Raw genomic sequence first — 23895 nt, forward strand, 5'->3', positions numbered from 1 at the left:
ATGCCAGGTAATTAAATTAGTTTATATAAAATAATTGGAATGGGTAGGCGAAAATAATGAAATTAACAGAAAAATCTTTAAAGTGGATTAAAAATCATATCAATAATCAGGAGTTTATTGATTTACCGATTGAAGCATATTATAAGGCACCTATAGCTTTATACTTGGGTGGAGAAAGTATAGATGCTCAAAGAATTTTATCAAAAATGAAGAATACTGTGGATCTTTATCATTATTCTGATAAACATACTGTTGGAAGAAAATGTGATAATTATTATAACTACTGGTTATTTTTATACCAATATTTTGCGAAAGACCCTAATAAAAAGGAGATATATGAAATAATTAAGGAAAGTTATTCAGAAAAAACTGGCGGCTTTACATCGATAAAAAATGCAGAAGTTTACGAGTTAAGAGCTACAGCCTTTGGAGGAATATGTGCTTTCTTAATGAAAGATTATCAGGTAGGAAAGAGCACAGCAGATTTTATAGTAAACTTATTTAAAAAGAATGAGTTTATAGGAGATCATTTTTATTTAATTCAAGATGAAAATAATGAATTAATTACTAATTACTCAGAAGAGAATCAACGATTTTATAATTATTATGTAAAGAATAGTAAACCTTTATACTATTCAGTGTCTTTAGCAATTGTGAATTTGTGTTTGGCTTACATGGCGTCAGGAGATGAAATATACATAGAATGTGCAAAGGAATATTATGATATTTTAATTAAAAGCGGCAAAGAGGCAATATTCAATAATTATATAGGGAAATTTGGTATTGCTAGTGTCTTATTGTATATCAATACAAAAGATGAGTTATATGGAGATTATTATAAACGAGTAAACGAATACTTAGCTCAAACACAGAAAGAATTCGGTTTTTGGGAGGACAGTGCTTCGAATTTAACACTTGCTCTTGATAGAACATCTGAATTTACTGCTTCAATATATATTATGAATTATTTAACATCTCAATTCTCAAACTATAATAGTATTAAATCAGAAAGCTACATGGTTGCATCAAATTAATATATAGGAAAAGATTGTTGGAGGTGAATATACTGAAAAATATAGAGAGAAAATTTATTAGTAACTATGATTTGGGAGATATTATTGAGACGGAAATTAATAAAGTAGGTTGGGGTACTAACTATATATTTAAGACAAAATTAGGTAAGTTTTTTGTAAAAATTTTTGAATTAAACAAATCGAATAATAATAGCTTACATGAAATATTAATTTGTAATTACTTAAGGGAAAAGGGATATCCAGTTTCAAAATTTATTAAAAATAGAAAGGGTGAATATATAAGTAAATTAGATTTTAAAAAATCATTTCATGTTCAAGAATTTATTGAAGGTGATATTTGGAAAAAAAACACTGCTCCCAATTGGTTGTTAGAACAAGGATGTAATTATATTGGGAGAATTCATAATGAATTAAAACAGTTTGATTTAAATCTTCGTCCATCTATAAAACTATTAAATGATAAAAACTATCATATTAAACGTATTGAGGGAATAATAAATCAAATAAAAAAAATGCAAGTATCGGAGGATACTAAGCTCTTTATAGAAGATTTGGAAAACAGACGTGATGTCATAAGTAACAGTGAGATTATTGATATGTCAAAACTTACATTCGTTAATGGGCATTCAGATTATTCGGTAACACAAATTATAACTTCTAATAATAATATAACCGGAATCATTGATATGACGGAAGTTTCTAAAATACCCGCAATATGGGAATTAATGCGATTTTACTTAAATTCTATAAAAGAACGTAATGACGGCAGGATTTGTGTTAATGATTTAAGTTGGTTCTTGGAAAACTATATGAATGTATGTTCTTTATCAAAATATGATTTGCTTATGATGTATAAGTTAAATTATTTATATATGTGTCAAGCTGTATCGGTTTATGAAAAATTTATTTGCACAAAAGATGTTAAATTTGCTAACAGAGCGAAATTAAGAATAAACAAAATAAATAAATTTAAAAATTGTCAAGATGATCTACAGAATATAATTAGTAAGTTGAATCACTACTGCAGTAACTAAAGAAATGGAGATATCAAATGAATAAGGCTGCTGTAATTTGGGATTTAGATGGAACATTAATTGATTCATATGAGGTTATTGTTTGTAGTATTTACGAGGTAACTAGTAAATATAAAATACCGTATGATAAAATTACAATTTTGAATTATATTAAGAATAAATCAGTTCAGGAATTTCTTATAATGATTTCAATGCAAAATAATATTGATTATAAAAAAATTAAAAATGAATATTCAAATCTAAGTAATATGAGAACGTATGAATTAAAACCTTTGTTGAACGCAGAAAAAATACTTAAAGTAGTATTAGAAAAAGATATGATGAATTTTATATATACTCACAAGGGAATTACTACTTTAGAAGTGCTAAAAAATAATGGATTGATTGACTATTTTGATGAAATAATTACCAGTGATAACGGTTTTAAGAGAAAACCGAGTCCTGAAGCACTTAGGTATTTAATTGATAAATATTCATTAAAAAAAGAATCCACCTATTATATAGGTGATAGAAGTATAGATATAGAGTGTGCAAAAAATGCTGGAGTAAAGTCAGTTTTGATAAGTACTGACGAAGAAGAAAATATTGATGCTGAATACGTTGTAGGTGATTTGTTAGAAATTCAGAATATTATTTCACAGCACTAGTAATTTTATATTATATGGTAAAAAGAGCTTAAAATAGAAGATTGGTAGTAATATTACAATTTAGATAGAACTAACAGATTCTACAGCTGATAAATTAATATATATTGGGAGGTACTTATGAATAACAATAAGTTGAGTATAGATCAGATAAAATTAGTTATTTTTGATATGGATGGACTAATGTTTGATACAGAAAGATTAGGGATAGAAGGGTGGAAATATGCATTTGAACATTTTGGATTACCAATTCCAATGAGTATATTAATTAAGAAAATTGGTCTAAATTCAGTTGATTCAAGAAAACTATTCGATGAAGAAATTAAATATGAATTTGATTATAAATCTGTGAAGGAAGTAAAGAGAGAGTATGTAATTAACTATATTAGAGAGCATGGGACACCAATAAAAAAAGGACTGTTAGAATTATTAGATTTTCTTGATGAAAATAATATAAAAAAAGTAGTTGCGACTTCTAGAAGTGAAAAAATGGCAGGATTTTACTTGAGTGAAGCAAAAATTCAACATAGATTTGATGCAATTATTACAGGTGATATGGTTTCAAAAGGAAAGCCTAATCCAGATATATTTATTCATGCGAGCAAATTGTTTAATTATGAACCAGCAAATTGTATTGTTTTAGAGGATTCTCTAAATGGAATAAATGCTGCTGTAAATGCCAAGATGATTCCAGTTATGATTCCAGATTTAGTTCATCCAAATGAAGAAATAGAAAAGCTAATTTATGAAAAAAATAATACTCTTATCGAGGTTATTGATTTATTTGCTTAAATTTATAGGGTACTAAGAAATTAATTATATATAATTATAGCTAGGAAAGCACCCACAAATTGAATTTTGTGGGTGCTTTCGCTGCCTATCTAGCTAAGGTTTTGTTAGAAAAGTTTAAGAGGGGTCACCATACATGCCCATCAACTTAAGAATTTTATAATGCCCTAAAACAAAAAAATGTACATTTTTATCTTGTGTTGTTAATCCTCTCGTCTTGGAGTATTTGCTTTCCTTAGCTTGCTGGTGATAGATCTGTACTCCTGGTAGAAAAGCATTTTTTTACTTATAATGGAATATATAACTTAATCAATTAACAAGGAGAATGGAATATGATACAAAGTATTAACCATATTTGTTTTTCAGTTGCAAATCTAGAGAAAGCTATTGAGTTTTATCAAAATATACTGCAAGCAAAATTATTAGTAAAAGGTAGAAAGTTAGCTTATTTTGATTTAAATGGTTTATGGATTGCTCTAAATGTGGAAGAAAGTATACCAAGAAACGAAATTCAGTACTCTTACACACATATAGCTTTCACTGTAACAAATAATGAGTTTGATTCTTTAAAAGAAATATTAATTCAAAATCAGGTTAATATTTTACCTGGACGAGAAAGAGATGACCGAGATAAACGGTCTATTTATTTTACAGATCCAGATGGTCACAAGTTTGAGTTTCATACTGGTACTTTACAAGATCGTTTACAATATTATAAAGAAGATAAAAAGCATATGACTTTTTACTGATTAAAAAAACTAGTAAAATACTAGCTTTTCACACTTCTGATAATGAGACGTTATGTTAACCTGATATGTATAGAATATACAACAAAAATCAAACAACATATCAATTCTTTCAAATGGTAAAATAGGGGAAAAGGAGGTTCTAAATAATGCCTTTAGAAAACCCTATGTATTACATAGGAATTGCTATTATTTTAGTAATCATCGGTGCACTATTTGGCGGGATTATACGTATAATTCGGCATACTAGCAATCACAAAAAGCAAGATCCAGTTGAGCAAAAGTTAGATAGGGTTATTCAACTGTTAGAAAAACAAAACAAAGTTTGACTCTCCAAACAGAGGGAGTTGTTGTTGAGATGAAGAAAAGGAAGGGAACATAAATGGAGTTGTATCGCAGTAAAATTAGAGAATTGCTTGAATTCAATAATCAAAGGGAGTATTTCTATAAAGAGAAAGAAGAAGCTATTCAAGAAGTTGAAGAGAGACTTAACGTAAAGCTTCCAGCCAGTTACCGATGGTTTCTAAAGGAATATGGAGGCGGGGGTAATGGTCTATATGTGAACGACTGCAACGATATTTTGCATTACCATGACAGATTTAAGTCCTTCAACATTCCGAAAGGATATATTATTATTGAGCATTGCGATGAGTATTCCTATTGTTTAGATACGGAAAAAATGATGAACAATGAATGTCCTGTTGTAAACTGGAGTGCTCATGAAAAAGGTATCTATCCAGAATCGGACAACTTTTACAAACACTTATTAGAGAAAATTGAAAATGCAATTGAAAATGAGTGGTGGGAAGAATAATATATAACAAACCACAACACAATTCCTTTCAAGAAATACAAGCAGAATTACTTCAGTTTTCGAATTTTACGTAAACTAGCCTCTCTTGTAGGGGCTAGTTTTTTTCTTAGTGTGGCTTTTTTCCAAAATGCTAGTATTTTCCCAACAAGGCCATTAAAAAAGGGCTGATATGAATATCAACCCCTTTTGATTATGTATAATTATTTCACTGCTTCTTTTAATTCTTTTCCAGCTTTAAAAGCAGGTGCCTTTGAAGCGGCGATTTGCATTTCTTCACCTGTTTGTGGGTTACGTCCTGTACGTGCAGATCTTTCACGTACTTCAAATGTACCAAAACCAAGAATCTGTACTTTTTCTCCATTTGCTAGCGCATTTGTTATTGTATCTAAAACAGCTTGTGTTGCTGCAGCTGCATCCTTTTGTGTAAGTTCTGCTTTTTCTGCTACTGCTTTTGTTAATTCAGTCTTATTCATTTTCTACACCTCGTTATATGTAATTAGGTGACTATTATAACGTGCCTATACTTTTGATGCAATTAGTACCATACCTATATAGTTTTATAAGCTAATTATAAGACTACTCTTTTTATTTTTTAAGATTGACTAAACTTTAATACACTGTAAGAAGAAGTTACAGGGAGAACAATTGGTGTGTCAAATTTACCAGGGCTATGTTGAGCTATCCTTGGACCGTCTGGAGTTTTTTTAATAACAAAAACAGTATGCCACATAGTTCCTGAGGAAGTTTCTTTATATTGTACTACATCACCTGCAGCTGAACCTTTCCATACTGAGTTTTCACTAAAAGTATCAAAGTATGTTAATCTTTTTGTCCAATATTTATAAAAATCTACAACCCTAATCCAACTTGTAGTTACTTTTCTTTGCATATATCCAGTCGGAATTGTTACAAAAACACCATTATACCAATGTGAAATATTATCTGAAGTATTAGGAGTATACATATTTATAGTAGATGGCCTATTAATAGATTTTCCCCCAGCTTGTATAATTTGTGAAACGTAATTTGTACAATCACCACCATCTCCTCCATTTCCATAGTATCCATAAGTATCATTTGAAGTAGAACCGGCATGTCTAGCAGCGTAACTAACAGCTGTAGTAACATTAAATCCACCTTCAGGAGGCACTGCATATTGAATACCATTAGATTTCTGATTTACATTTTTTTCGGTTTGAATTGCTTCATTTTCATTTTTAATTTGTTTTAATGTCTTATTTGCAAGGTGATCCATATTAAATGTCCCTGAGGAATGTAACAATGATTGTTGGTTTTCGTTTGATAATTCTTTTCCTTCATTTTCACTTATATAGTTCGCTGCATAAGCTAGTATCAGTCTATAATGTTTTTCAGTTTTTAAATTTTCATCTTTCCCATACATTAATTGATCAAATAGATAATCCCTTAGTTCTTTAGATCCCATTTCGTAAGATAAATTATTACGTTTAAAATAATCAAACAATATATCTTCAGCTTGTCCAAGTGTAAATGAATCATATGTGGTATCATTAAATGCTTGTTTTTTCTCTTCAACAATTTGCTGTTCGGATTTTTTAGTCACCTCTTGAGCATAACTTACTTCGAAACTACTGATTGTAAGTGTACAAGTAATCCCTAAACCTAATAAAAATTTACTTTTTTTCATTTTCATTCTCATTTTGGGATTATTTTCAATGCTGTATAATAGTATTATAGTTTGTAATGTTTTGTAAATAAGAATATTCTAAAAATTAAAGATGGGGTGAACATTATTTCATGAAATTTTCAAAAAAAAAATTATTATTATTATTAATTTTATTGTGTAGTATAATTTTTATATTTTCCGCTACCAAAGAATCTAAGATTAAAGATTTTCCTATTCCAATGTCTGCTATTAACATTCAAGATGATAAAGTAAAAGCCTATACATATATTAGTATTATCCCAATTACCGAAGCCGAAGGATGGGAGTCTCTTGGACAAAATGGCCATGAAATAGAATTTAAAAAGGGTGATAGAACAGTAGTTGTAGTAAATTATCCAGAAGATAATAAGTATTATATATTTGAAAGATAATTTATTATTTAAATAGATAACTTGGCTCTCGTCCTACATGCACATGCTGTAGTTTTTACCTTTGTAGCTAGAATAGTGGGGGGCGAAATATCTATTCAAGATCAAGATGCGATTATTGATATTAGCAGGATAAACATAAAAGAAGCTGATAAAATTATTTTTTACTTTCCTAATGGCACGCTAAGCAAATTTCGACATAAAATGAGACTAATTCCTTACTCTAAGAGAGATTTAGCTCTAGTTTTTTAGGTAGCGCTATAATATTATAAGAATCCAATCTGTATGTTATGATTAGCTACTAAATCTTTTGCTTGGTACTTACTGGTTCGTTGTACAAAACCAACATCCCTAGCAAGGTCCCTTAAGGTATTTGGAGATAAAAAACTTTGAATCTCTTGAGCAAATAGTTGTAATTCATCAGACACAGAAACAGACATAAAAAACGCCATCCTTTCCTATGATTCTAGAGAAAGAATAGCGTATTTTTTCGTTTTATGGATACATTTTTTTAGCTCAATGGTGATTTCGTGTTACCTCAAATATAATTATATTATTTGAAGGTCTCTTTTAGATTTTTTTCAAATCTTTTCATAGGTTGATATACAAAGACGTGTAGTGATAAACCTATAACTGCAGTAATGTTTAAAATAATACTTATAATCATTAAAGACCATTCTATAACTGGAGAAAAGTATCCGTTCGTACTTAATGTAGAAGAACTTACACCTAGTATTAAAACAACTATTAGTAAAGGTAAGTTTTTAACCAATTTGAATCCCCCTCTAAACATAATATCTTTATATTACCATATAGAACAATAAGTTATGTAATAAATTATAAGATAGTTATCTATGGGAATTTAACTTATTTTTTCGATTTTGGTGCCTTTATTTTTCTTAAATTAATGGGTATAGGGTGACAACTTTGTAATCCTATTGTAAGGAAAATAGATATTTAGAATTTTCCGTTTGTTATAGAGTGAAAGAGCACCAAGTTAATTTTACCCCGCATTAACGGGCAGTAAGACCTACACTGATTAAAGTTCACTTTATTGTTGACTCTTTGTCATTGGTAGAGATGATAGCTGTGTCGTTAGTATGAAACGGCAAGCATCTAAACAATATGAATAGAGGAAAGGAATGTCTTATGAAAACACGTAGTCAAATTACATTTGCAAGTCTTGCCCTTTTAATGGCTGGAAGTTCCCTGTTATACACAACACCAACCTCAATTGTAAAAGCAGAGCCCACTCAAAATGTATCTAGTTCGTTACAAACAAGCACTCAACGAGATCGTAATTCCGTCAAACAAGCAATGCGGGATACATTACAATTTGGATACCCGGGGATACTTGCTAAAACTTCCGAGGGTGGAAAAACGTGGGGTTATGCCGCTGGGATAGCGGATTTGAGAAACAAGAAACCAATGAAAACAGATTTTCGCTTTCGCATTGGTAGCGTGACGAAGACGTTCGTTGCAACAGTTCTACTTCAATTAGCTGGAGAGAATCGCTTGAATCTAGACGACTCCATCGAAAAATGGTTGCCTGGTGTCATTCAAGGAAACGGATATGATGGTAAACAGATTACTATCCGGCAGGTATTGAATCATACAAGTGGTATCGCTGACTACATACAGTCAAAAGACTTTGATATTATGGATACAAAAAAATCGTATACGGCTGAAGAATTTGTAAAGATGGGGATTTCTCTTCCTCCAGACTTTGCCCCAGGAAAGGGCTGGTCTTATTCAAACACAGGATATGTATTACTGGGTATCCTTATTGAAAAAGTAACTGGAAACAGCTATGCGGAAGAGATTGAAGATCGGATTATTGAACCGCTTGATTTGTCGAATACATTCCTACCTGGCAATTCAAGCGTTATTCCAGGCACCAAGCATGCCCGTGGATATGTCCAACCAGACGGAGCAAGTGAGCTAAAAGACGTTACTTATTCTAACCCAGGTAGCTCGGATGGAGAAATGATCTCTACTGCTGACGACTTAAATAAATTTTTCTCTTACTTGCTCGGTGGCAAACTACTGAAAGAACAGCAACTAAAGCAGATGCTTACTACAGTTCCTACAGGAAGAGAGGGAATGGATGGATATGGTCTTGGAATCTTTGAAACTAAGCTTCCAAACAGTGTCTCGATATGGGGACACACAGGTGGCGCTCTAGGATTTACTACTCTTGTTGGAGGTAGACTTGGAGGTAAGCATACGCTGGTAGTTAATTGGAACAGTTTGGGTAGAGCTGACAGTCCTAGCCCTTATAAAAATATTTTACTTGCTGAATTTAGTAAGTAAACAAAAAGGAAAACAGGATACATTTTGTCATAGTTTTTATAATTAAAAATATATCTTTCTGGTTCAAAAACCCTCAAATTTCTCAAAAAAATAAATTTGTTTTTTTGAATTTTGTTTGCAACCCAATGCTATTAAGGTAATAAAACAAAATCCCACCTAAAATGAAAAAATACGCTATTCTTTCTGTAGAATCATAGGAAAGGATGGCGTTTTTTTTTGTTTTGGAGGTACTTTAAAATATTAGCTTGATAGCGATGTGGCGGGACCCCTAAATGAGAAATAATAGCTTTATTAATAGTCGCTATGTGCAAATATAAAACCTCCAATAAAATTAATTACCTCTATTCCTTCTTAAGATTATTTAAAATATAGTCTGTCAGTTCACTACTATTAAATCCCTTTTGTTCTTTTAATTCATTCATTTCGCTAATGAAAGCATTAGTAGAATTAGACTGAAAGAGTAATAGCAATGATACCGCCTGGTCTAATAATCTTGTTTTAGGTATATCAGTATCCTCTTTAAGCTTTTCTAATTTTTCATTTAAATCATTGGCTAATGTTGTAGATAATTGTTTTCTATTCACTACTTTATAGTGTTTCTTTTTAGTCATATTAAACATCCTTTAACTTTTTCATAGTTATATAATAGCATTACTATTGAGTTTCTATCAATTTAATTAAACAACAATAAACTTCATGAAGTTTATTGTTGTTTAATCTCCATATTCATTATATAATTAAAATATAAGGTTTTAGTTGCCGGATATGACTTCGATTAAACAAAGGGGGTGTTACCACGATGGGACTTTTAACTCTTATCACATCAATCTTTATCTTTTCTATAGTTACCATGGCATCGATTATTGTTCTTTGGTTAAAAAATAAACAGTTGTATGCCCCAGACATAATAAGATTAACTGGTGCAATTATATGTTTAATTAGTTCGGGAATTTTACTTATGTTTAAAGATAAATTTGAACCTACTTATAAAAACTTGACTGCAACAATTGGACAGTACACAGGGACCTCATTGAATATAATAATTTTATGCTTATTAGGATTTTTTTTGCTGATAGCTATTTTTAATGCAATTAGACTATGAACATAAAATAACTAATTTAGGGGGATTTAAATGAATAATTTTAATGATTTGATTAATTTATTTTGGTCTTATTTATGGATAGTGGGTTGTGTATCTACATTACTAATCACTTTGATATTAATGGGACGGATGTTTTTTGGTAAACCAACATATAGAGGGTATTCTAGTAGTAATAAGAAGGCGATGGATGTTGCTTTGTTTTCATCTATTACAAGCAGTAGTGATGCCGGAAAAGATTGAAGAACTTAATTCTATTTGAAATTATTGTTTTAAAAGTAATCAATTTATTAAATATAGACAGATGAAAGGACAGAATACAACATCTACAATAAACTAAGAAGGTAATTCTGAGCAGGAAAATCACAATTATTATTATAGAAACAGAGTAAAAATGTAACGTTTATACTCAACGCTTGAAAAAAACTTTGTTAACTAATTAAAAGGAGCTTTTACATGTTAGAGACTCTTGAAATGAGAAAAAAGCAACACGAAATAAAAATAAAAAAATATAAAAAAATACAAGAGTACTACAATCCATTTTTGTGGACAATCTCAATTATCTATTTTCTTTATTTCATGATCAGTGATAATTCTCTTTCAGTACATCTATTACTTTCTTTCATTATTGGTTTGATTCTTTGGAGTATAGGTCTAGCCATTAATTTAAAACTCTTTCATGAGTTGAAAGAAAAAAGAAAAATCTTGAATATAGAAACAATAAACGAAATGAAAAATAATAAATATATGAGTCCAGGAAGAAAAGAACGCTATATCACAGATTATAACGCGACGAAAGATGAACTAGAAAAGATAATGATTTACGCTAAATTTATGTTAGAAGCTGAAGAAAGAGAAAACGAAATAAAAGATGACAATAGCAATTTAGATATATAAGTGTAGTGAGAGAAGAATAAAAATATGTCTATAGAACAGTATATAAATCTTCGTGAAGCAGGGAAAGAAATTGAGGAGATTCAAAAACAATATCTGTTAAGTGAAGCTACACTTTTAACTCTAGAACTAGGTTATAAATGTTATGGAAAAAACATTTCATTGCATAAAGCAATTAATCTTATTGATAAAATTGTAGTATTAAATGTAAATGATACCAAGCATACATCCTTTAGTCCATCTGTGTCCATATGTGATTGATAGCTAGATTGAAGGAGAGAGAGCCATATACCCAAAGGCAAGTTAGATACCTTAATAATATAGTGGAACAAAATCATCGTTTTATCAAGAAGCGTGTGTGCTATGTTGGGATTTAAGTTATATAAAACAGCAACTTCTGTATTGAGTGGTGTAGAAGCCATGCATATGATAAAAAGGGACAAATTGATTTGTAGAATCAGTTTGTCCACCGAGTATTTGAACTTATAGCATAAAATAAGATTCCGTTAGGAATCTACTATCATCCATGTTCTTCTTCATATATTTGCAACAGAACTAATAAAATATTAATATGCTATTTTAAATCTAATTTAGTTATTTTTTATGGGAATTAAAATAATCTTTTGGGACTCTACTTAATGAATCAATTATTTGGCTATTCTCATTAAATTCATATTCTACACCACTAATTTTTACTATTGGTTTATTTGTACCTCGTTGTCCCATTATAAGAGCGGCAGTAGCAGCAAGAAGGTCACAAAAGGTTTCTGTAGATTTCTTCATCTCATTAGTATTTATGTCGACTACCTCACTGATTCTTAGAGCAGGGACACCATATAGGCCTATAGCAATTTGAGTCGCTCCAAGCTTTTCAATCCGCCCATCACTATCGGTAATTATCACTCCAACTTTAACGTTTAGTCTTTTTTGTAATGTTTCACTAATTTTCTTTGCACTTAGGTCGGGATTCTCTGGTAAAAGCATTACATGCTCAAAATCAATTTTATCTATTCCAGCACTTGTTAAACGCATTCCATTTGGTAACCAAGCTCCAATATAATTATTGTCTATTTCTAACTTACCACCTGAAGGATCACCTGTTTCATCTATTATTTTTTGAATTACTCTAGGATTTTTTCTTGGGATTTTTTCATGTATTTGATTAGCTAAATCACTTGGTTTTATGTTACTAAGATTGATGTCGCGTCCTTCTGCAGTTGAAACTGCTTTTGAAGCTACGCATAGTATATCACCATCTTTTATTTCAAAGCTCGATTTTATGACTGACAAAGCGATAAAATCGCCAATATTGTCACCTATATTAATTTTTGGTATACCTGGAACTGCTTCAACATTGATCTTCATATTTTTACCTCCTCTAATTTTTCCCGTAACTTAATAACAGATTGTTTTGAATAACTGTATTTCTCTTCTTCATTTTTAGCGTGGGTTTCAATACTTATAGTGATATCTTGACTATCTGGAATGTGTTTATTTAGTAGAGATAGAATTTTCGCATAATTAATTACCCCCGTTCCAACAGGTACGTATTTTATAGAAGTACCTACATATATAAAGTCCTTAATATGCAGGTACTCAATATGTGGTGCAATCTTTTCTAGGAACGATTCATCTATATCTTCACCAACTTGGATTAAATTCGCAATATCCAACCAGATTTTAATATTAGTAATATTATTACTATCAATAAATTTAACAAAATCTTCTAAGTGCTTTTTCATATAAATCGTACAAACTGGTTCATTTTCCAATAAAAATGTATGATTATCGTTTATTATTTTTTCGAACAATTTATCTCTGACAAAATTGCTAACCGGATTCTCGACTTTACCTAGGTAGGAGAAGATTCTAATTTTATCAATAGATAATATGTCAGCATATTTTAGAATATTATCCATTAGTTTCTCCTTTTCAGAAAGAGATAAATTAGGGTCTATGCCGAAACTATCATGTATGATAGTCTCGATGGAGTTATTAGTAGTCCATTTAAAAAGTGGACTTGCTATAGAAACAGGGGTAATTCCTGACGATTTTAACTTATTAGCAAAATCTACAATTTCATTTTTATTCATTAGGGAAAGGTTTTTATTATTAATCATGCGTAGTTCACATGTATGTAAATCCATTTCTTTTAAAAAAGTAAAAGATGAATCTATGTTGCTCGAAATCTCATCAAGATTGATAGTTAATTTAGCTTTCATAGAATGGCCTCCGTTAATAATTTGTGGATTTTTATTAGTTCTGAATGTTTTATATCAATATCTTTATCAAACCAAATAGATAATGCTAATATCCCCTGATAGATCATCATCCATAAGCCATCAACTACTTTTGCACCATTATTGGAGAAAAATTGTAATAAGATAGTTTTTACTGGATTGAAGACCGCATCAATAAAGAGTTTTTCCTGCATGTTAACACTTTTTAAAAGGTCAATATTAAAAGGGGCTTTTGCCACATTACCTTTCATACCAGTTGATGTTGTGTTGATAATAATATCAGATTTATCAACTATCCCTTTTACATCAGAGTAGGGTAGTAGAGTTATTTGTAGTGCTTTCTGTTTATTGAGTAAATCTTGAGTTGAATCACTAATATTTGGATGATCCCTATATAGAACATACACATTATTGCTAATTTTTTTTGCTGCATATATTGCAGCTCTACTAGCACCACCAGTTCCCAAAATACAAACTGTCGGATTATCTTTTTTTGAATTTATTAGTATAGGCTTGTATAAACCAATCCAATCTGTATTATATCCGACGAGTCCATTGCTGTTTATTTTAATTGTATTTACGGCCCCGACATTAACGGCTGTTAAATCTAATTGATCTATAAGTTCCATTACAGATCGCTTATAGGGCAAAGTAACATTTAGTCCTACATATTTCTTTTTTAATAGCAACTCTAATGTATCTTTTAGTTCGTTAGATAATACTTTGATTTTATCATGACGATAATTACAATCAAATTCAGCACTATTAATTAATTCGCTAAACATAATATCAGAAACAGAATGAGCTACTGGGTTACCAATTAATGCAGAATATTTTTCTTTCATATTTGTCTCCTCCTTTTCATTTTTAGAATATTTATTTTTTTTATAATATCGACAACATACACAATTATTGTATAATAGTCAACAAAATACCGCTTTTAAAGACATTTTTTTACAAAAGAATGAAAGAGGTGTAAATTTGTAACTATTTAGAAGGTTAACTGCAATAGACGTCAATTTATATTAGTTATGTATAAAGGAGTAAGTGGTAATGCATCAATTAAATCCCAGTGTATTAATTATGGGCTATGGTAAGATTGGCAAAATTAAGGCAAAGATTTGGAAACAATGTGGTATAAATGTTTTTGTAACTGATGTTACTAAAACACGACTAGAGAGTGCTCAAGCAGATGGTTTTCGTATTGAAAAATCCCCATCAAATATATCGTATAGTTTTGTGGATATTTGTACACCATCTAATACCCATATCGAGGTTTTGAGACGAATAATATCAGATGATGTTAGATTTGATCGTGTTATTATTGAAAAACCTTTATTTAATAATGCCTATGAAAAACATATATTGTATGAGTTACTTAATAATGATAATTCACTACATGAAAGAATTATTGTTAATGAACAATATTACAGATCAAAAGTAATAAAATGTTTACAAGAAAGACTTTCTAAAGAAAAGATTAAACGGGTGAAAATTACCATGTCCAAAGATAGGAATGCAGATAATAAAAGCGGAAGATTTATAGATAATGATATCGGTGCATATGGTATTGAGTTGCCACATATATTAGCGATACTAGATATACTAGATAAACCAGTTAATCTCATGGCATTGGTAAAAAATATACTATATATTGATTCAGATGATAAAAATAATCAGGGAATCTATATTGAATATGTCACTAAAAATGATACAACAGTAGTTATAAATAGTTTTCTGGGTGATTTTAAAGTATCCCCCGAAAATGAAGTTTCTGATAATTGTTTCATAGATAGATCCTTAGTGATAGAAGGAGAAAACTTTAATCATAGAGTTATTATGGATCCTCATCCCTCAAATAAACGCTTATATGCTGAATTAAAATTTGGAGAAGAATCGATGTTAATTCATGATGATATGTTAAGAGAAAATATATTCAGTATTATTAATAATAATATTGCTGAGGGTTGTAAACTAGAATACGCTATACAGCAATCTAAACAAGCAATCCTTTTATTTAACAATGCAAATATTATTCATATTAAAAAGGAGGATAATTATGTCTATAACTATTAATAATGATTTTATTACACCAGATAAATTACAATTCGAGGTAGTAGAAAGAAAAGGATTAGGACATCCTGATACTTTGGCTGATGGGATAGCAGAGGCAGCTGAAATCGAATATTGTAGATATTGCCTTGATAAATTTGGTTATATTCCGCATCATAATTTCGATAAGGTCATGATTGTAGGAGGCCACTGTATACAAAAATATGGTGGTGATAATTTTTCAGATCCAATAAAAGTCATTTTCATGGGACGAGGAAGTAAAAGTTTTGGTGATGAAACAATCCCGCTGGAGGATATACAAATTAAAGCAGCTAAGAAATATTTGTCAAGAGTCTTACCACATTTAGATGTAAATTCTAAGTCAGTAATTGAATTTCGTTCTATAACTAGTTCTCATAGTACACGCCCTTATTGGTTCAACCCTAGAGACAAAAATGATTTACCAGAATACAATAATGAGGGTCCAACTGCAAACGATACAGCAACAATGATTAGTTACTGGCCACTTACAAAGTCAGAAAAGCTAGCACTTGATATAGAAGGATATTTCTACAAAAATAATACTGCTGATTTACCTTATCCAAGATTTACAGAATTTGGTGGCGATATTAAAGTAATGGTAGTTAGAGATGGTGATACTATCGTAGCTACAGTCGCAGTACCACAAATAACAACTATGACAGCAAATGCAGATCAGTATTTTTTGCGTGAAAATAAGTTAAAAGATAACCTGAAAAGGTACATAAAATCTCTATATCCGAATGATGATATTCAATTGATTTTAAATTCCCGTCCACCATATCTAGTTACAGCTGGTTCATGTACAGACTTTGGTGAAGAGGGTGCAGTTGGTAGAGGGAATAAGACTCACGGTATCATTTCAAGTTTCCGTCCTAACACAATGGAAGCCCCGCATGGTAAGAATGCTACATACTTTGTTGGTAAGGTTCTTGGATATCATGCTGATGTCATTTCAAAAAGAATTTATGAAGCAACTGGGGTACCATGTCAAGTTATACTTCGGGCAAATATTGGGGATAAATTATACTCACCTTCAAAAATATTAGTATCCACAGCAAAAAAAGTGGATGAGATAATTATACAGAATATTATTAAAGATGCACTTAATACTGGTGTGGAGACTACTATATCTATTATAAACGAACAGCCATTTATTCCTCGAACTAATGTCATAGATGAGGTGAAGTATGGAAAAGATATATATTGATTCAACGTTAATAAATACAAAGAAAAGAAGCGGACATATAGGTAAGAAAATTATTAATGGATGTGTTGAGATTCAAATTTCATCTGAACGGGATACTATATTTAATAACATTTTATCGATTCAAAAAGAATTGGGATTGAATACACATAACCAAGTAGAAGCAATTAAAATATCGGGATTAATAAATTACATTCAAGATGAAATTACTAGTGTTACTTTCGATTCTGATAATCGCTGCCTATCAGTAAAAGGCCCATTGGAACTATTTGTTGAGGGACGAGCGCTATATTTTTTATCTGAATATATGTCTGAATGCTTACAGGCTTCCTACACAAATAGTTTATTGATACATGCGGCAGCCGTTTATTCAAAAGAAAAAGATAGATCATATTTGATTTTAGGAGAAAAAGGGTCTGGTAAAACAACATTGTCCTTTAGATTATGTCAAGAATTAGGATTAAGTCTTATTGGTAATGACTTAGTTCGTATTGGATATGATGAAAATGGTGAACTTTTTACAAAAGAAGGAAGTCGATGGTTCGATGTAAGAGAGACAGCAGTAAAGGCTGACGATTATATGAATAAGTTAGCTACTATATTATCTGCTAAATCGGCAAATTCATGGAATAATAAAACTAGAATATTACCAGAAGATCATTCTATAGAAACCCATTTTGAGCAATCGAAAATAGATAAAATTTTAAATATTAGAATTGATCCTTATCAAAATTATTTTTCTGTTTCTCCATGGGAAGGGGTACAGAGAAATTTAATACTTCATGAAAAAATAGGTAGGCATATATCTGGTCAGGCTACACCATTTCAAGATGATCAGGGTAATTATCTTGGATCACTACCAAGCATAAATCGTGATAAGGCTTCATTGGTAAGGGATAATATAGTTAAGTGTATGGTCAATACAGGAATAACTGAACTATTTGGTCCGGACAGTAAAGCACTTGCAACCTGGTTTAAGGAAGAAGTACTATGATTGCTATCGGAATTCCAACTTATAATGAAGCAAAAAATATTTCTAAACTTACTCAATTAATTGATTGTGTAGCAGTAAAAATAGGGCTAGAAATAGTTATTATTAATGCAGACAATAACAGTCCAGATAATACGGCCACAATATTTACATCAGTTAAAACATTAAATAAAAAAATATCTGTTGTTACCAAGGAAGTTGGTAAAGGTTTCAATATTAAAGCAATAATTGATATTGTAAATAACCTAGATAATTGTGAAGGTTGCATATTAATTGATGGTGATATTACATCTTTTTCAGAGTCTTGGCTTAAAAAATTTACTGAACTTTTAATAGACAAAGTAGATTTTGTTGTACCTAATTATTCAAGGAGTTTTCAGGAAGGGAACACAACAAATCACTTTGTTTATCCATTAATCAATTACCATACGAACGGCAATTGCCCAAGACAGCCAATCGCTGGTGATTTTGGTTTATCGAAAAATTTCATCAAATTTCTTGTCAATTCTGTGCACTGGCACAAATATTGTTATGGGTATGGTATTGATATATTTCTTACTTTACATGCTGTATATAATAATTTTCGAATAGAGGAGATCAATCTAGATAGAAAAGAACATAACCCTAGTTTCGGGAAAATGGTAGACATGTTTGTTGAAGTTGCGAGTAGTTATTATGAAACCTCCAAAATCATATTTGAAAGTAAAAAGAAAAATGGCATTTTCAATACAGCAGTAATAAAATCTAGTAATCCATCAGTTTTATTTTCTCCTAAAATATTTTTAAGCCAAGAGGAAATATTAAAGAAAAAAGAGGAAGCTAATAAAATATTAGCATCGAAAGAGACAATATTAAATATGAGAAAAGATATTGAAATTAATCCATCAGTTTGGGTGGAAATATTGCTTGCTCATGAGAAAAGGATAGGACAGGTAGATAGTCAATTGCTTGCAAAATCAATATTGCCGTATTATTTGTTACGTGTTGTAGACTATTTACAAAACATTTCTAATGTGAAAGATGCAGAACTTAATATCGAAAAGGAAATTGATTTATTGCAATTACAAAAAAATGAAGCTGTCAAATCAGATGTTGAATTTGATGTAGATTTTATAAACAGTATTTAAATTAAAGATTAATACCTTGTATTTTTTTAAAATTCGAATAACTATCCTTTTCCTTGAAAACTTCATCATACGGACTATTTGACTATCTTATTGTAAGATCCAAATAGTCCGTTCATCACTTTAAAATGATAACATTAAAAATTTGAATTATAGTGCAAATGGTTTATAATTCTTATTCTATTTTAATGGCTTCTATTTGTTGAAAAATGGAGTAATTTCTCTATTTCAAATTAATTTAGAGATGAATTATGAAGCTTAAATTTTTCGATATCGGTATAGTCCCTCCTTCGCTTGTTTGTTGTATCAAAGCTAAATGAACTATTGGGAATGATGAGGAGAATAAATATTGAAATTATTTTTAAGTTGGTAGGAGGGAACATAATGGATCGTTCAAAGAAAAATGGTATATATATGCTTACGGGTAAAACAACAAATAAAATAGGTAATGTAATTTTTGATTATATAAATAATGTATTAATAGCTTCTTTAGGAACAAAGGCTTCTAACCTTTTAGCACTATATCAAAGTTCTGAAATTATTGTAAATATATTGTTTAATATGTTAGGTGGTGTTTTTGCAGATTTAAAAAATAGGAAGAAAATAATTATTATAACAGATTTAACTGCTTCACTAGCAACCTTTCTACTCTATCTTTTTTGGGATAGTAAAAATTCCTTATTTTTAATTATTTTAATAAACATTTTATTGGCGTTATTGTATTCTTTTAATTCCCCTGCATATAAAGCTATTGTTAAAGATATACTGAAAGCAGAAGATTTAAATAAATTCAATTCATACTCTAATGCTTTTTCAGAAGTGGTTTCTGTATTGGGTCCTTTAGTTGCTATAAGTACCGTACATTATTTTGGATTTAAGACAGGAATGTTAATTAATAGTATTAGTTTTCTTATTTCTGCTTATTGTGTAAGTAGATTTCAAGTTATAAATTATGTGCAGAAGAAGAAAAAGGGTAAAGAAAAATATATGGTAGTTCTTTCAGATGGTTTTAAATATGTTTTGAAGCAGCGTAATGTTCTTGAATTATTAATTGTATCTTCTTTTATTAATTTTTTTCTAGCAGGATATAATTTCTTTTTACCATATACAAATATTTTTTCTGAAAATCAAGGTATCTATGCATCCATTTTAATTACAGAATCTATAGGGAGTATTGTTGGGGCTCTTTTAAATCGATTTTTTTTAAAAAAAATCGATTTAAAAAGTATACACTATTGTTTATTTTTTATGGGGATTTCGCTTTTATTCCTTGCTTTATTTAGACCCTTTAAGTGGAGTATGTTTTTTTATTTTTTTATTTTTTCAATATCATTAACAATTTATAACATAAAGTTCTTTACTTACATACAAAATACTGTTGATACAGAATTTTTAGGTAGAGTTTTTAGTATTGTATTTACTGTCGCGGTTTTATTTATGCCAATAGGTTCGTTCTTTTTTGCCAACTTTACTACACCTAGTTGGAATGCGTTTGGATTTATTGGGACTGGCATACTATTTTTATTTTTAATACTTCTAATAAAAATGAAAATGTTTAAAAATAAGGAGGAGAAATGATGTTTTTTTTAGAAAAATTGAGTTATTATTCAAAAAACACTCCGGATAAAATAGCAATTTTTGATGATGCAGAAGTATACACATATAGAGATGTTGAAGACATTACAAACTATTTTGCAAATAAACTATTAAAATCAATTGGTGAGAATAATAGAGTTTTGGTTAAATTACCTCACGGAGCAAATGTTATTTTCGCAATAATTTCTATTATTAAATCTGGAAATAGTTATGTTCCTGTTAGCAATACAATCTCAAATGAGAAAATAAAAGATATTATTATAGGAACAAAAGCAAGTGCAATTATTAGCGATAACTCGGAGTTAACTTTACCAAGCGAGATTTCTAGGTTTAATACGCCAGATGAATGTTTAAGTGAAGAGATAAGAAATTCTGATTGTTTTATGAGCAATAATTTTAAAATTATTGCTTCAGAAAAAGAAGTGTATGTATTACATACTTCTGGTAGTACAGGAAAGCCAAAAGGAGTAAAGGTTATTAGGAAAAATCTCGACTATATTTTAGAAAATCTCCAAAATTTATTTCCTGTAAATAAGGAATCAGTATACCTTTTCTCCACTCCATATACTTTCGATGTATCTATTTCTGAAATTTTAGGGTGGATTATTGGAGGTGGATCAGTTTATTGTCTAGATTTAAGCTCTTTAGAAGTCTACAGGAAGTTCCCATCCTTAATTAATAAGTATGGTGTTACACATATGGCAGCATCTCCTTCCGCATTTAATACAATTCTAGATTCAATGGACATGAATGATTTGCAATTAATGAATAATTCTATGAAATATGTTGTAATAGCTGGAGAAAGATTTAATCCTATTATTCAACACAAATGGATTCAAAATAACATGAATTTTAAATTGTTCAATGCATATGGTCCGACAGAGACGACAATATATGCAACTTGTTTTGAACTCCCGAAAATTGCGATGGATGATATTCCAATTGGCCAACCACTAGATGGTGTGAAAATTGAAATTCAACCTATCGATGACTCAAATTTAGGAATTCTTTTGATAGGGGGAGATGGAGTAACAGCTGGATATACAGATGAATCCTTAAATAAAGAGAGGTTTGTAGTAATTAATGGGGAAAAATATTACAATACTGGCGATGTAGTTTCATGTAATAAAGATCAACTATACTACCATGGAAGAAATGATAGTCAAATACAAATTAACGGTATACGTGTAGAATTAGGTGAAATTGAATATTTACTTGAAAAAATACATGGGGTTCAACAAGCGGTTGTTTTATTTTATCAGGATAAATTGCTTGCATTTATCCTGAGTTCTAATTTAACAATTCATGATATGAAAAAAATGGCTACTTCAGTACTTGAAAGGTATATGTTTCCAAATGATTATCATATCATCAAGACGTTTCCATTGACCGAAAATAATAAAGTTGACCGAAAATCTTTATTATTTTCTTATGAAGAGAGTAAGAAATCGGAAAAACTAATCATTAGTAAGGATATGACAGAATTTGAAGAGGTTTTAAGAGATAAAGTCGCTCTAATACTTAATTTACCAAAAGAGTTAATTGGAAAAGATAGTGATTTCTTTGAGTTAGGTGGAGATTCCCTAGATGTATTTCAATTACTTTTAAAATTAGAAGAAATGTATGAAACAGAGTTTTCTTTGGAGTTAATTTATACTAATCGAACATTATCTAGGATTGCTTCCGAAGTTTCAAAATTATTAACAACAGAAAGAGAAGAAGTTTTTGAAGAAAAGCTACATGAGGAAGACTTTAAGCTCATGGAAAAAGAAATCAACGGTTATTTATTAAATGATGAATATCAAACTACTTATAGCTTTGAAACTATACACTCACAACGGGTTTACTATTTTGATAATTTTAAGAGTTCAGTTTCCTTTGATTATAGGGTAGATACTTCATACGATAAGGAAACAGTAATAAAAGCAATTAAAACTATTATTAATAGCAATGATTTGATGAGAGCTATGTTAAGGGAAAGTGATTCCAGATTAGAATTTAAAATTTTAAATTCCATTGATAGTTTCCCTATATTTACATTAAATCGAAATGTTGAAAAAAAATCATTTATCCAAAAAATCGAATCAATAGGAGAAAACTTGGTGTATAAGGCTCGCAATAATGGTGGGTTACTCGGTTTTTTAGCCTTACTAATAGATAAATCAGGGTATACAATAGTTGGTGTGTTAGATCATACTATTGCTGATATCTCATGTATTAATATAATTAAAAAAATGATTGGTGAGGAACTAAATGGCTATTCAAGTAAAGAAAAGGCAAGTTATAATGATTTCTGTTATGAGGTTAGAGAATATAATACAATTGATAGCTTAAAAAATAATGCATATCATAATAATTTACTTGCTATAAGCAAAAATGTGAATGATGTCAACTTAAATAAGCTAAGTAAAAGTTTAAAATGTTATGAAATAGATTATCCTAGCCAAGGTGATTCTTTTCGGATTATAAATTTTCTTTCATATGTTATAGGAAAAAGATTATTAGAAATCGTAGATCGAGAACAAATTGTAATAAAATCAGTCATTAACGGGCGAGAAAATAAGCTTTTTGATTTTTCAACCACAATCGGTGATTTTCATGGTAGTTTATATTTAATTTATTCAAAAGATGAAAACTATGAACAATTTACGAATAAATCTGAGGGGATATTCGGAAAATACTACACTACCCACCCATACAGACCAGGGTATGCGTTTGGTTCAAATTACCCAAGTAAAACAAAAGAACAAAAAAAACTTAAAGATCAGTGGAATTCGATTTCAAATACCTCAATAAATTATATTGGAGAAGTATCAGATTACGAAAAGAGCTCTTATTATGATACAATCAGCAATGTCTTTGATAACTTGGAAAAAATACAAGATTTAATTTATGTTACAGCTTTTAGTAATAATAATAAATTAACGGTATTCTTAAATAAAAATTTAGGCCAACTAAATTTCCTTGAAAAAATGTACTATCCAACTTTCATTTAAAAGAGAAACAGTATGTTACCTTATATTTTTGGAAATTGAAAACAGGTTATTATTGTAGCTATCAAAAATACTAAAAAGTTAAATCAATCAATAATAGACAACACTAACTCTAGTATTATATTAATTTATGATTAATCAACGCTGACTGTATTTCCTTGAGACTCTAATAAGACAGGTTTATTATTAATATAGAAAATAAAGTTGGATTTA

Annotated in this window: 26 protein-coding genes and 2 pseudogenes; 20 read left to right on the plus strand and 8 right to left on the minus strand. The window is 29.9% G+C overall.

What is annotated here, in order from left to right; genetic code table 11:
* Positions 1-56 precede the first annotated feature (56 nt).
* The 7 genes from QCI47_RS28525 to QCI47_RS28555 all read left to right on the plus strand — a co-directional run bounded on the left by QCI47_RS28525 (position 57) and on the right by QCI47_RS28555 (position 5061).
* Positions 57-1034, plus strand: coding sequence for a hypothetical protein (locus QCI47_RS28525; RefSeq protein WP_061130482.1), 978 nt, complete (start codon positions 57-59; stop codon positions 1032-1034).
* 23 nt (positions 1035-1057) lie between these two features.
* Positions 1058-2068 (plus strand): phosphotransferase, encoded by a 1011-nt coding sequence (locus QCI47_RS28530; protein ID WP_270394700.1) that lies wholly within the window; start codon positions 1058-1060, stop codon positions 2066-2068.
* Between the two features lie 17 nt (positions 2069-2085).
* Positions 2086-2715 carry an HAD-IA family hydrolase gene (locus QCI47_RS28535; protein ID WP_061130484.1) on the plus strand — a complete coding sequence of 210 codons (630 nt, stop codon included), beginning with the start codon at positions 2086-2088 and terminating at the stop codon, positions 2713-2715.
* 117 nt (positions 2716-2832) lie between these two features.
* The gene (locus QCI47_RS28540; RefSeq protein WP_069297328.1) at positions 2833-3504 is read left to right on the plus strand and encodes an HAD family hydrolase; all 672 of its coding nucleotides are present in this window, start codon (positions 2833-2835) and stop codon (positions 3502-3504) included.
* A 329-nt stretch (positions 3505-3833) separates the two neighbouring features.
* Positions 3834-4250 carry a FosB family fosfomycin resistance bacillithiol transferase gene (gene fosB / locus QCI47_RS28545; RefSeq protein WP_000616114.1) on the plus strand — a complete coding sequence of 139 codons (417 nt, stop codon included), beginning with the start codon at positions 3834-3836 and terminating at the stop codon, positions 4248-4250.
* 146 nt (positions 4251-4396) lie between these two features.
* Positions 4397-4576 (plus strand): DUF4083 family protein, encoded by a 180-nt coding sequence (locus tag QCI47_RS28550; protein ID WP_061130485.1) that lies wholly within the window; start codon positions 4397-4399, stop codon positions 4574-4576.
* 53 nt (positions 4577-4629) lie between these two features.
* Complete coding sequence (locus tag QCI47_RS28555) at positions 4630-5061, plus strand: SMI1/KNR4 family protein (protein WP_061130486.1); 432 nt, start codon at positions 4630-4632, stop codon at positions 5059-5061.
* Between the two features lie 200 nt (positions 5062-5261).
* On the opposite strand, the gene QCI47_RS28560 is transcribed toward QCI47_RS28555, so the two are convergent.
* On the minus strand, positions 5262-5534 hold the full coding sequence (locus QCI47_RS28560) for an HU family DNA-binding protein (protein WP_061130487.1): 273 nt from the start codon (positions 5532-5534) through the stop codon (positions 5262-5264).
* A 119-nt stretch (positions 5535-5653) separates the two neighbouring features.
* Positions 5654-6727 (minus strand): amidase domain-containing protein, encoded by a 1074-nt coding sequence (locus QCI47_RS28565; protein ID WP_061130488.1) that lies wholly within the window; start codon positions 6725-6727, stop codon positions 5654-5656.
* Positions 6728-6837: 110 nt separating this feature from the next.
* Between QCI47_RS28565 and QCI47_RS28570 the strand changes: the two genes are divergently transcribed.
* Entirely contained in the window at positions 6838-7137 is a 300-nt protein-coding gene (locus tag QCI47_RS28570) for a hypothetical protein (RefSeq protein WP_061130489.1), read from the plus strand.
* A gap of 293 nt (positions 7138-7430) precedes the next feature.
* Here the strand turns inward: QCI47_RS28570 and QCI47_RS28575 are convergent.
* Both QCI47_RS28575 and QCI47_RS28580 read right to left on the minus strand, forming a co-directional pair.
* Positions 7431-7574: pseudogene (locus QCI47_RS28575) on the minus strand (IS4 family transposase); the annotation flags it as partial.
* A gap of 113 nt (positions 7575-7687) precedes the next feature.
* On the minus strand, positions 7688-7906 hold the full coding sequence (locus tag QCI47_RS28580) for a hypothetical protein (protein ID WP_048520041.1): 219 nt from the start codon (positions 7904-7906) through the stop codon (positions 7688-7690).
* A 377-nt stretch (positions 7907-8283) separates the two neighbouring features.
* On the opposite strand from QCI47_RS28580, the gene QCI47_RS28585 reads away from it, so the two are divergent.
* Positions 8284-9447, plus strand: a complete 1164-nt coding sequence (locus QCI47_RS28585; RefSeq protein WP_353812028.1) for a serine hydrolase domain-containing protein — start codon at positions 8284-8286, stop codon at positions 9445-9447.
* Positions 9448-9788: 341 nt separating this feature from the next.
* Here the strand turns inward: QCI47_RS28585 and QCI47_RS28590 are convergent, their stop codons facing one another.
* Positions 9789-10058 (minus strand): ribbon-helix-helix domain-containing protein, encoded by a 270-nt coding sequence (locus tag QCI47_RS28590; protein ID WP_048520039.1) that lies wholly within the window; start codon positions 10056-10058, stop codon positions 9789-9791.
* 188 nt (positions 10059-10246) lie between these two features.
* Here QCI47_RS28590 and QCI47_RS28595 point away from each other — a divergent pair, with 188 nt between their 5' ends.
* From QCI47_RS28595 to QCI47_RS28615, 5 genes and pseudogenes are all read left to right on the plus strand, one after another.
* A complete protein-coding gene (locus QCI47_RS28595) occupies positions 10247-10549 on the plus strand; it encodes a hypothetical protein (RefSeq protein WP_048520038.1) in 303 nt (100 codons plus the stop codon).
* Between the two features lie 30 nt (positions 10550-10579).
* A complete protein-coding gene (locus tag QCI47_RS28600; RefSeq protein ID WP_048520037.1) occupies positions 10580-10789 on the plus strand; it encodes a hypothetical protein in 210 nt (69 codons plus the stop codon).
* Between the two features lie 213 nt (positions 10790-11002).
* Positions 11003-11443, plus strand: coding sequence for a LapA family protein (locus QCI47_RS28605; protein ID WP_048520036.1), 441 nt, complete (start codon positions 11003-11005; stop codon positions 11441-11443).
* Positions 11444-11467: 24 nt separating this feature from the next.
* A complete protein-coding gene (locus tag QCI47_RS28610) occupies positions 11468-11701 on the plus strand; it encodes a hypothetical protein (protein ID WP_048520035.1) in 234 nt (77 codons plus the stop codon).
* A gap of 35 nt (positions 11702-11736) precedes the next feature.
* A pseudogene (locus QCI47_RS28615) lies at positions 11737-11929 on the plus strand (DDE-type integrase/transposase/recombinase); the annotation flags it as partial.
* Between the two features lie 105 nt (positions 11930-12034).
* Here the strand turns inward: QCI47_RS28615 and QCI47_RS28620 are convergent.
* From QCI47_RS28620 to QCI47_RS28630, 3 genes are read right to left on the minus strand one after another with little or no spacing between them, the layout of a single operon-like run.
* On the minus strand, positions 12035-12805 hold the full coding sequence (locus tag QCI47_RS28620; protein WP_048520034.1) for a coenzyme F420-0:L-glutamate ligase: 771 nt from the start codon (positions 12803-12805) through the stop codon (positions 12035-12037).
* Positions 12802-13662 carry a sugar phosphate isomerase/epimerase family protein gene (locus QCI47_RS28625; RefSeq protein ID WP_073542001.1) on the minus strand — a complete coding sequence of 287 codons (861 nt, stop codon included), beginning with the start codon at positions 13660-13662 and terminating at the stop codon, positions 12802-12804. Before QCI47_RS28625 ends, QCI47_RS28620 begins: the two co-directional genes overlap by 4 nt.
* Positions 13659-14525, minus strand: coding sequence for a shikimate dehydrogenase (locus QCI47_RS28630; RefSeq protein WP_048520033.1), 867 nt, complete (start codon positions 14523-14525; stop codon positions 13659-13661). The genes QCI47_RS28625 and QCI47_RS28630 overlap by 4 nt, the downstream gene beginning before the upstream one ends.
* A gap of 208 nt (positions 14526-14733) precedes the next feature.
* On the opposite strand from QCI47_RS28630, the gene QCI47_RS28635 reads away from it, so the two are divergent.
* From QCI47_RS28635 to QCI47_RS28660, 6 genes are all read left to right on the plus strand, one after another.
* A complete protein-coding gene (locus QCI47_RS28635) occupies positions 14734-15756 on the plus strand; it encodes a Gfo/Idh/MocA family oxidoreductase (RefSeq protein ID WP_048520032.1) in 1023 nt (340 codons plus the stop codon).
* Positions 15740-16981, plus strand: coding sequence for a methionine adenosyltransferase (locus tag QCI47_RS28640; protein ID WP_000028781.1), 1242 nt, complete (start codon positions 15740-15742; stop codon positions 16979-16981). Before QCI47_RS28635 ends, QCI47_RS28640 begins: the two co-directional genes overlap by 17 nt.
* Positions 16962-17972, plus strand: a complete 1011-nt coding sequence (locus QCI47_RS28645) for a hypothetical protein (protein WP_000412005.1) — start codon at positions 16962-16964, stop codon at positions 17970-17972. Before QCI47_RS28640 ends, QCI47_RS28645 begins: the two co-directional genes overlap by 20 nt.
* Positions 17969-19096, plus strand: coding sequence for a glycosyltransferase family 2 protein (locus QCI47_RS28650; protein WP_048520031.1), 1128 nt, complete (start codon positions 17969-17971; stop codon positions 19094-19096). Before QCI47_RS28645 ends, QCI47_RS28650 begins: the two co-directional genes overlap by 4 nt.
* Before the next feature lie 381 nt (positions 19097-19477).
* Entirely contained in the window at positions 19478-20671 is a 1194-nt protein-coding gene (locus tag QCI47_RS28655; protein WP_230306221.1) for an MFS transporter, read from the plus strand.
* Positions 20671-23685 carry a non-ribosomal peptide synthetase gene (locus QCI47_RS28660; protein WP_353812029.1) on the plus strand — a complete coding sequence of 1005 codons (3015 nt, stop codon included), beginning with the start codon at positions 20671-20673 and terminating at the stop codon, positions 23683-23685. Before QCI47_RS28655 ends, QCI47_RS28660 begins: the two co-directional genes overlap by 1 nt.
* Positions 23686-23895: the final 210 nt, after the last annotated feature.

This window comes from Bacillus cereus group sp. RP29 (assembly GCF_040459765.1).
GTDB lineage: Bacteria > Bacillota > Bacilli > Bacillales > Bacillaceae_G > Bacillus_A > Bacillus_A paranthracis.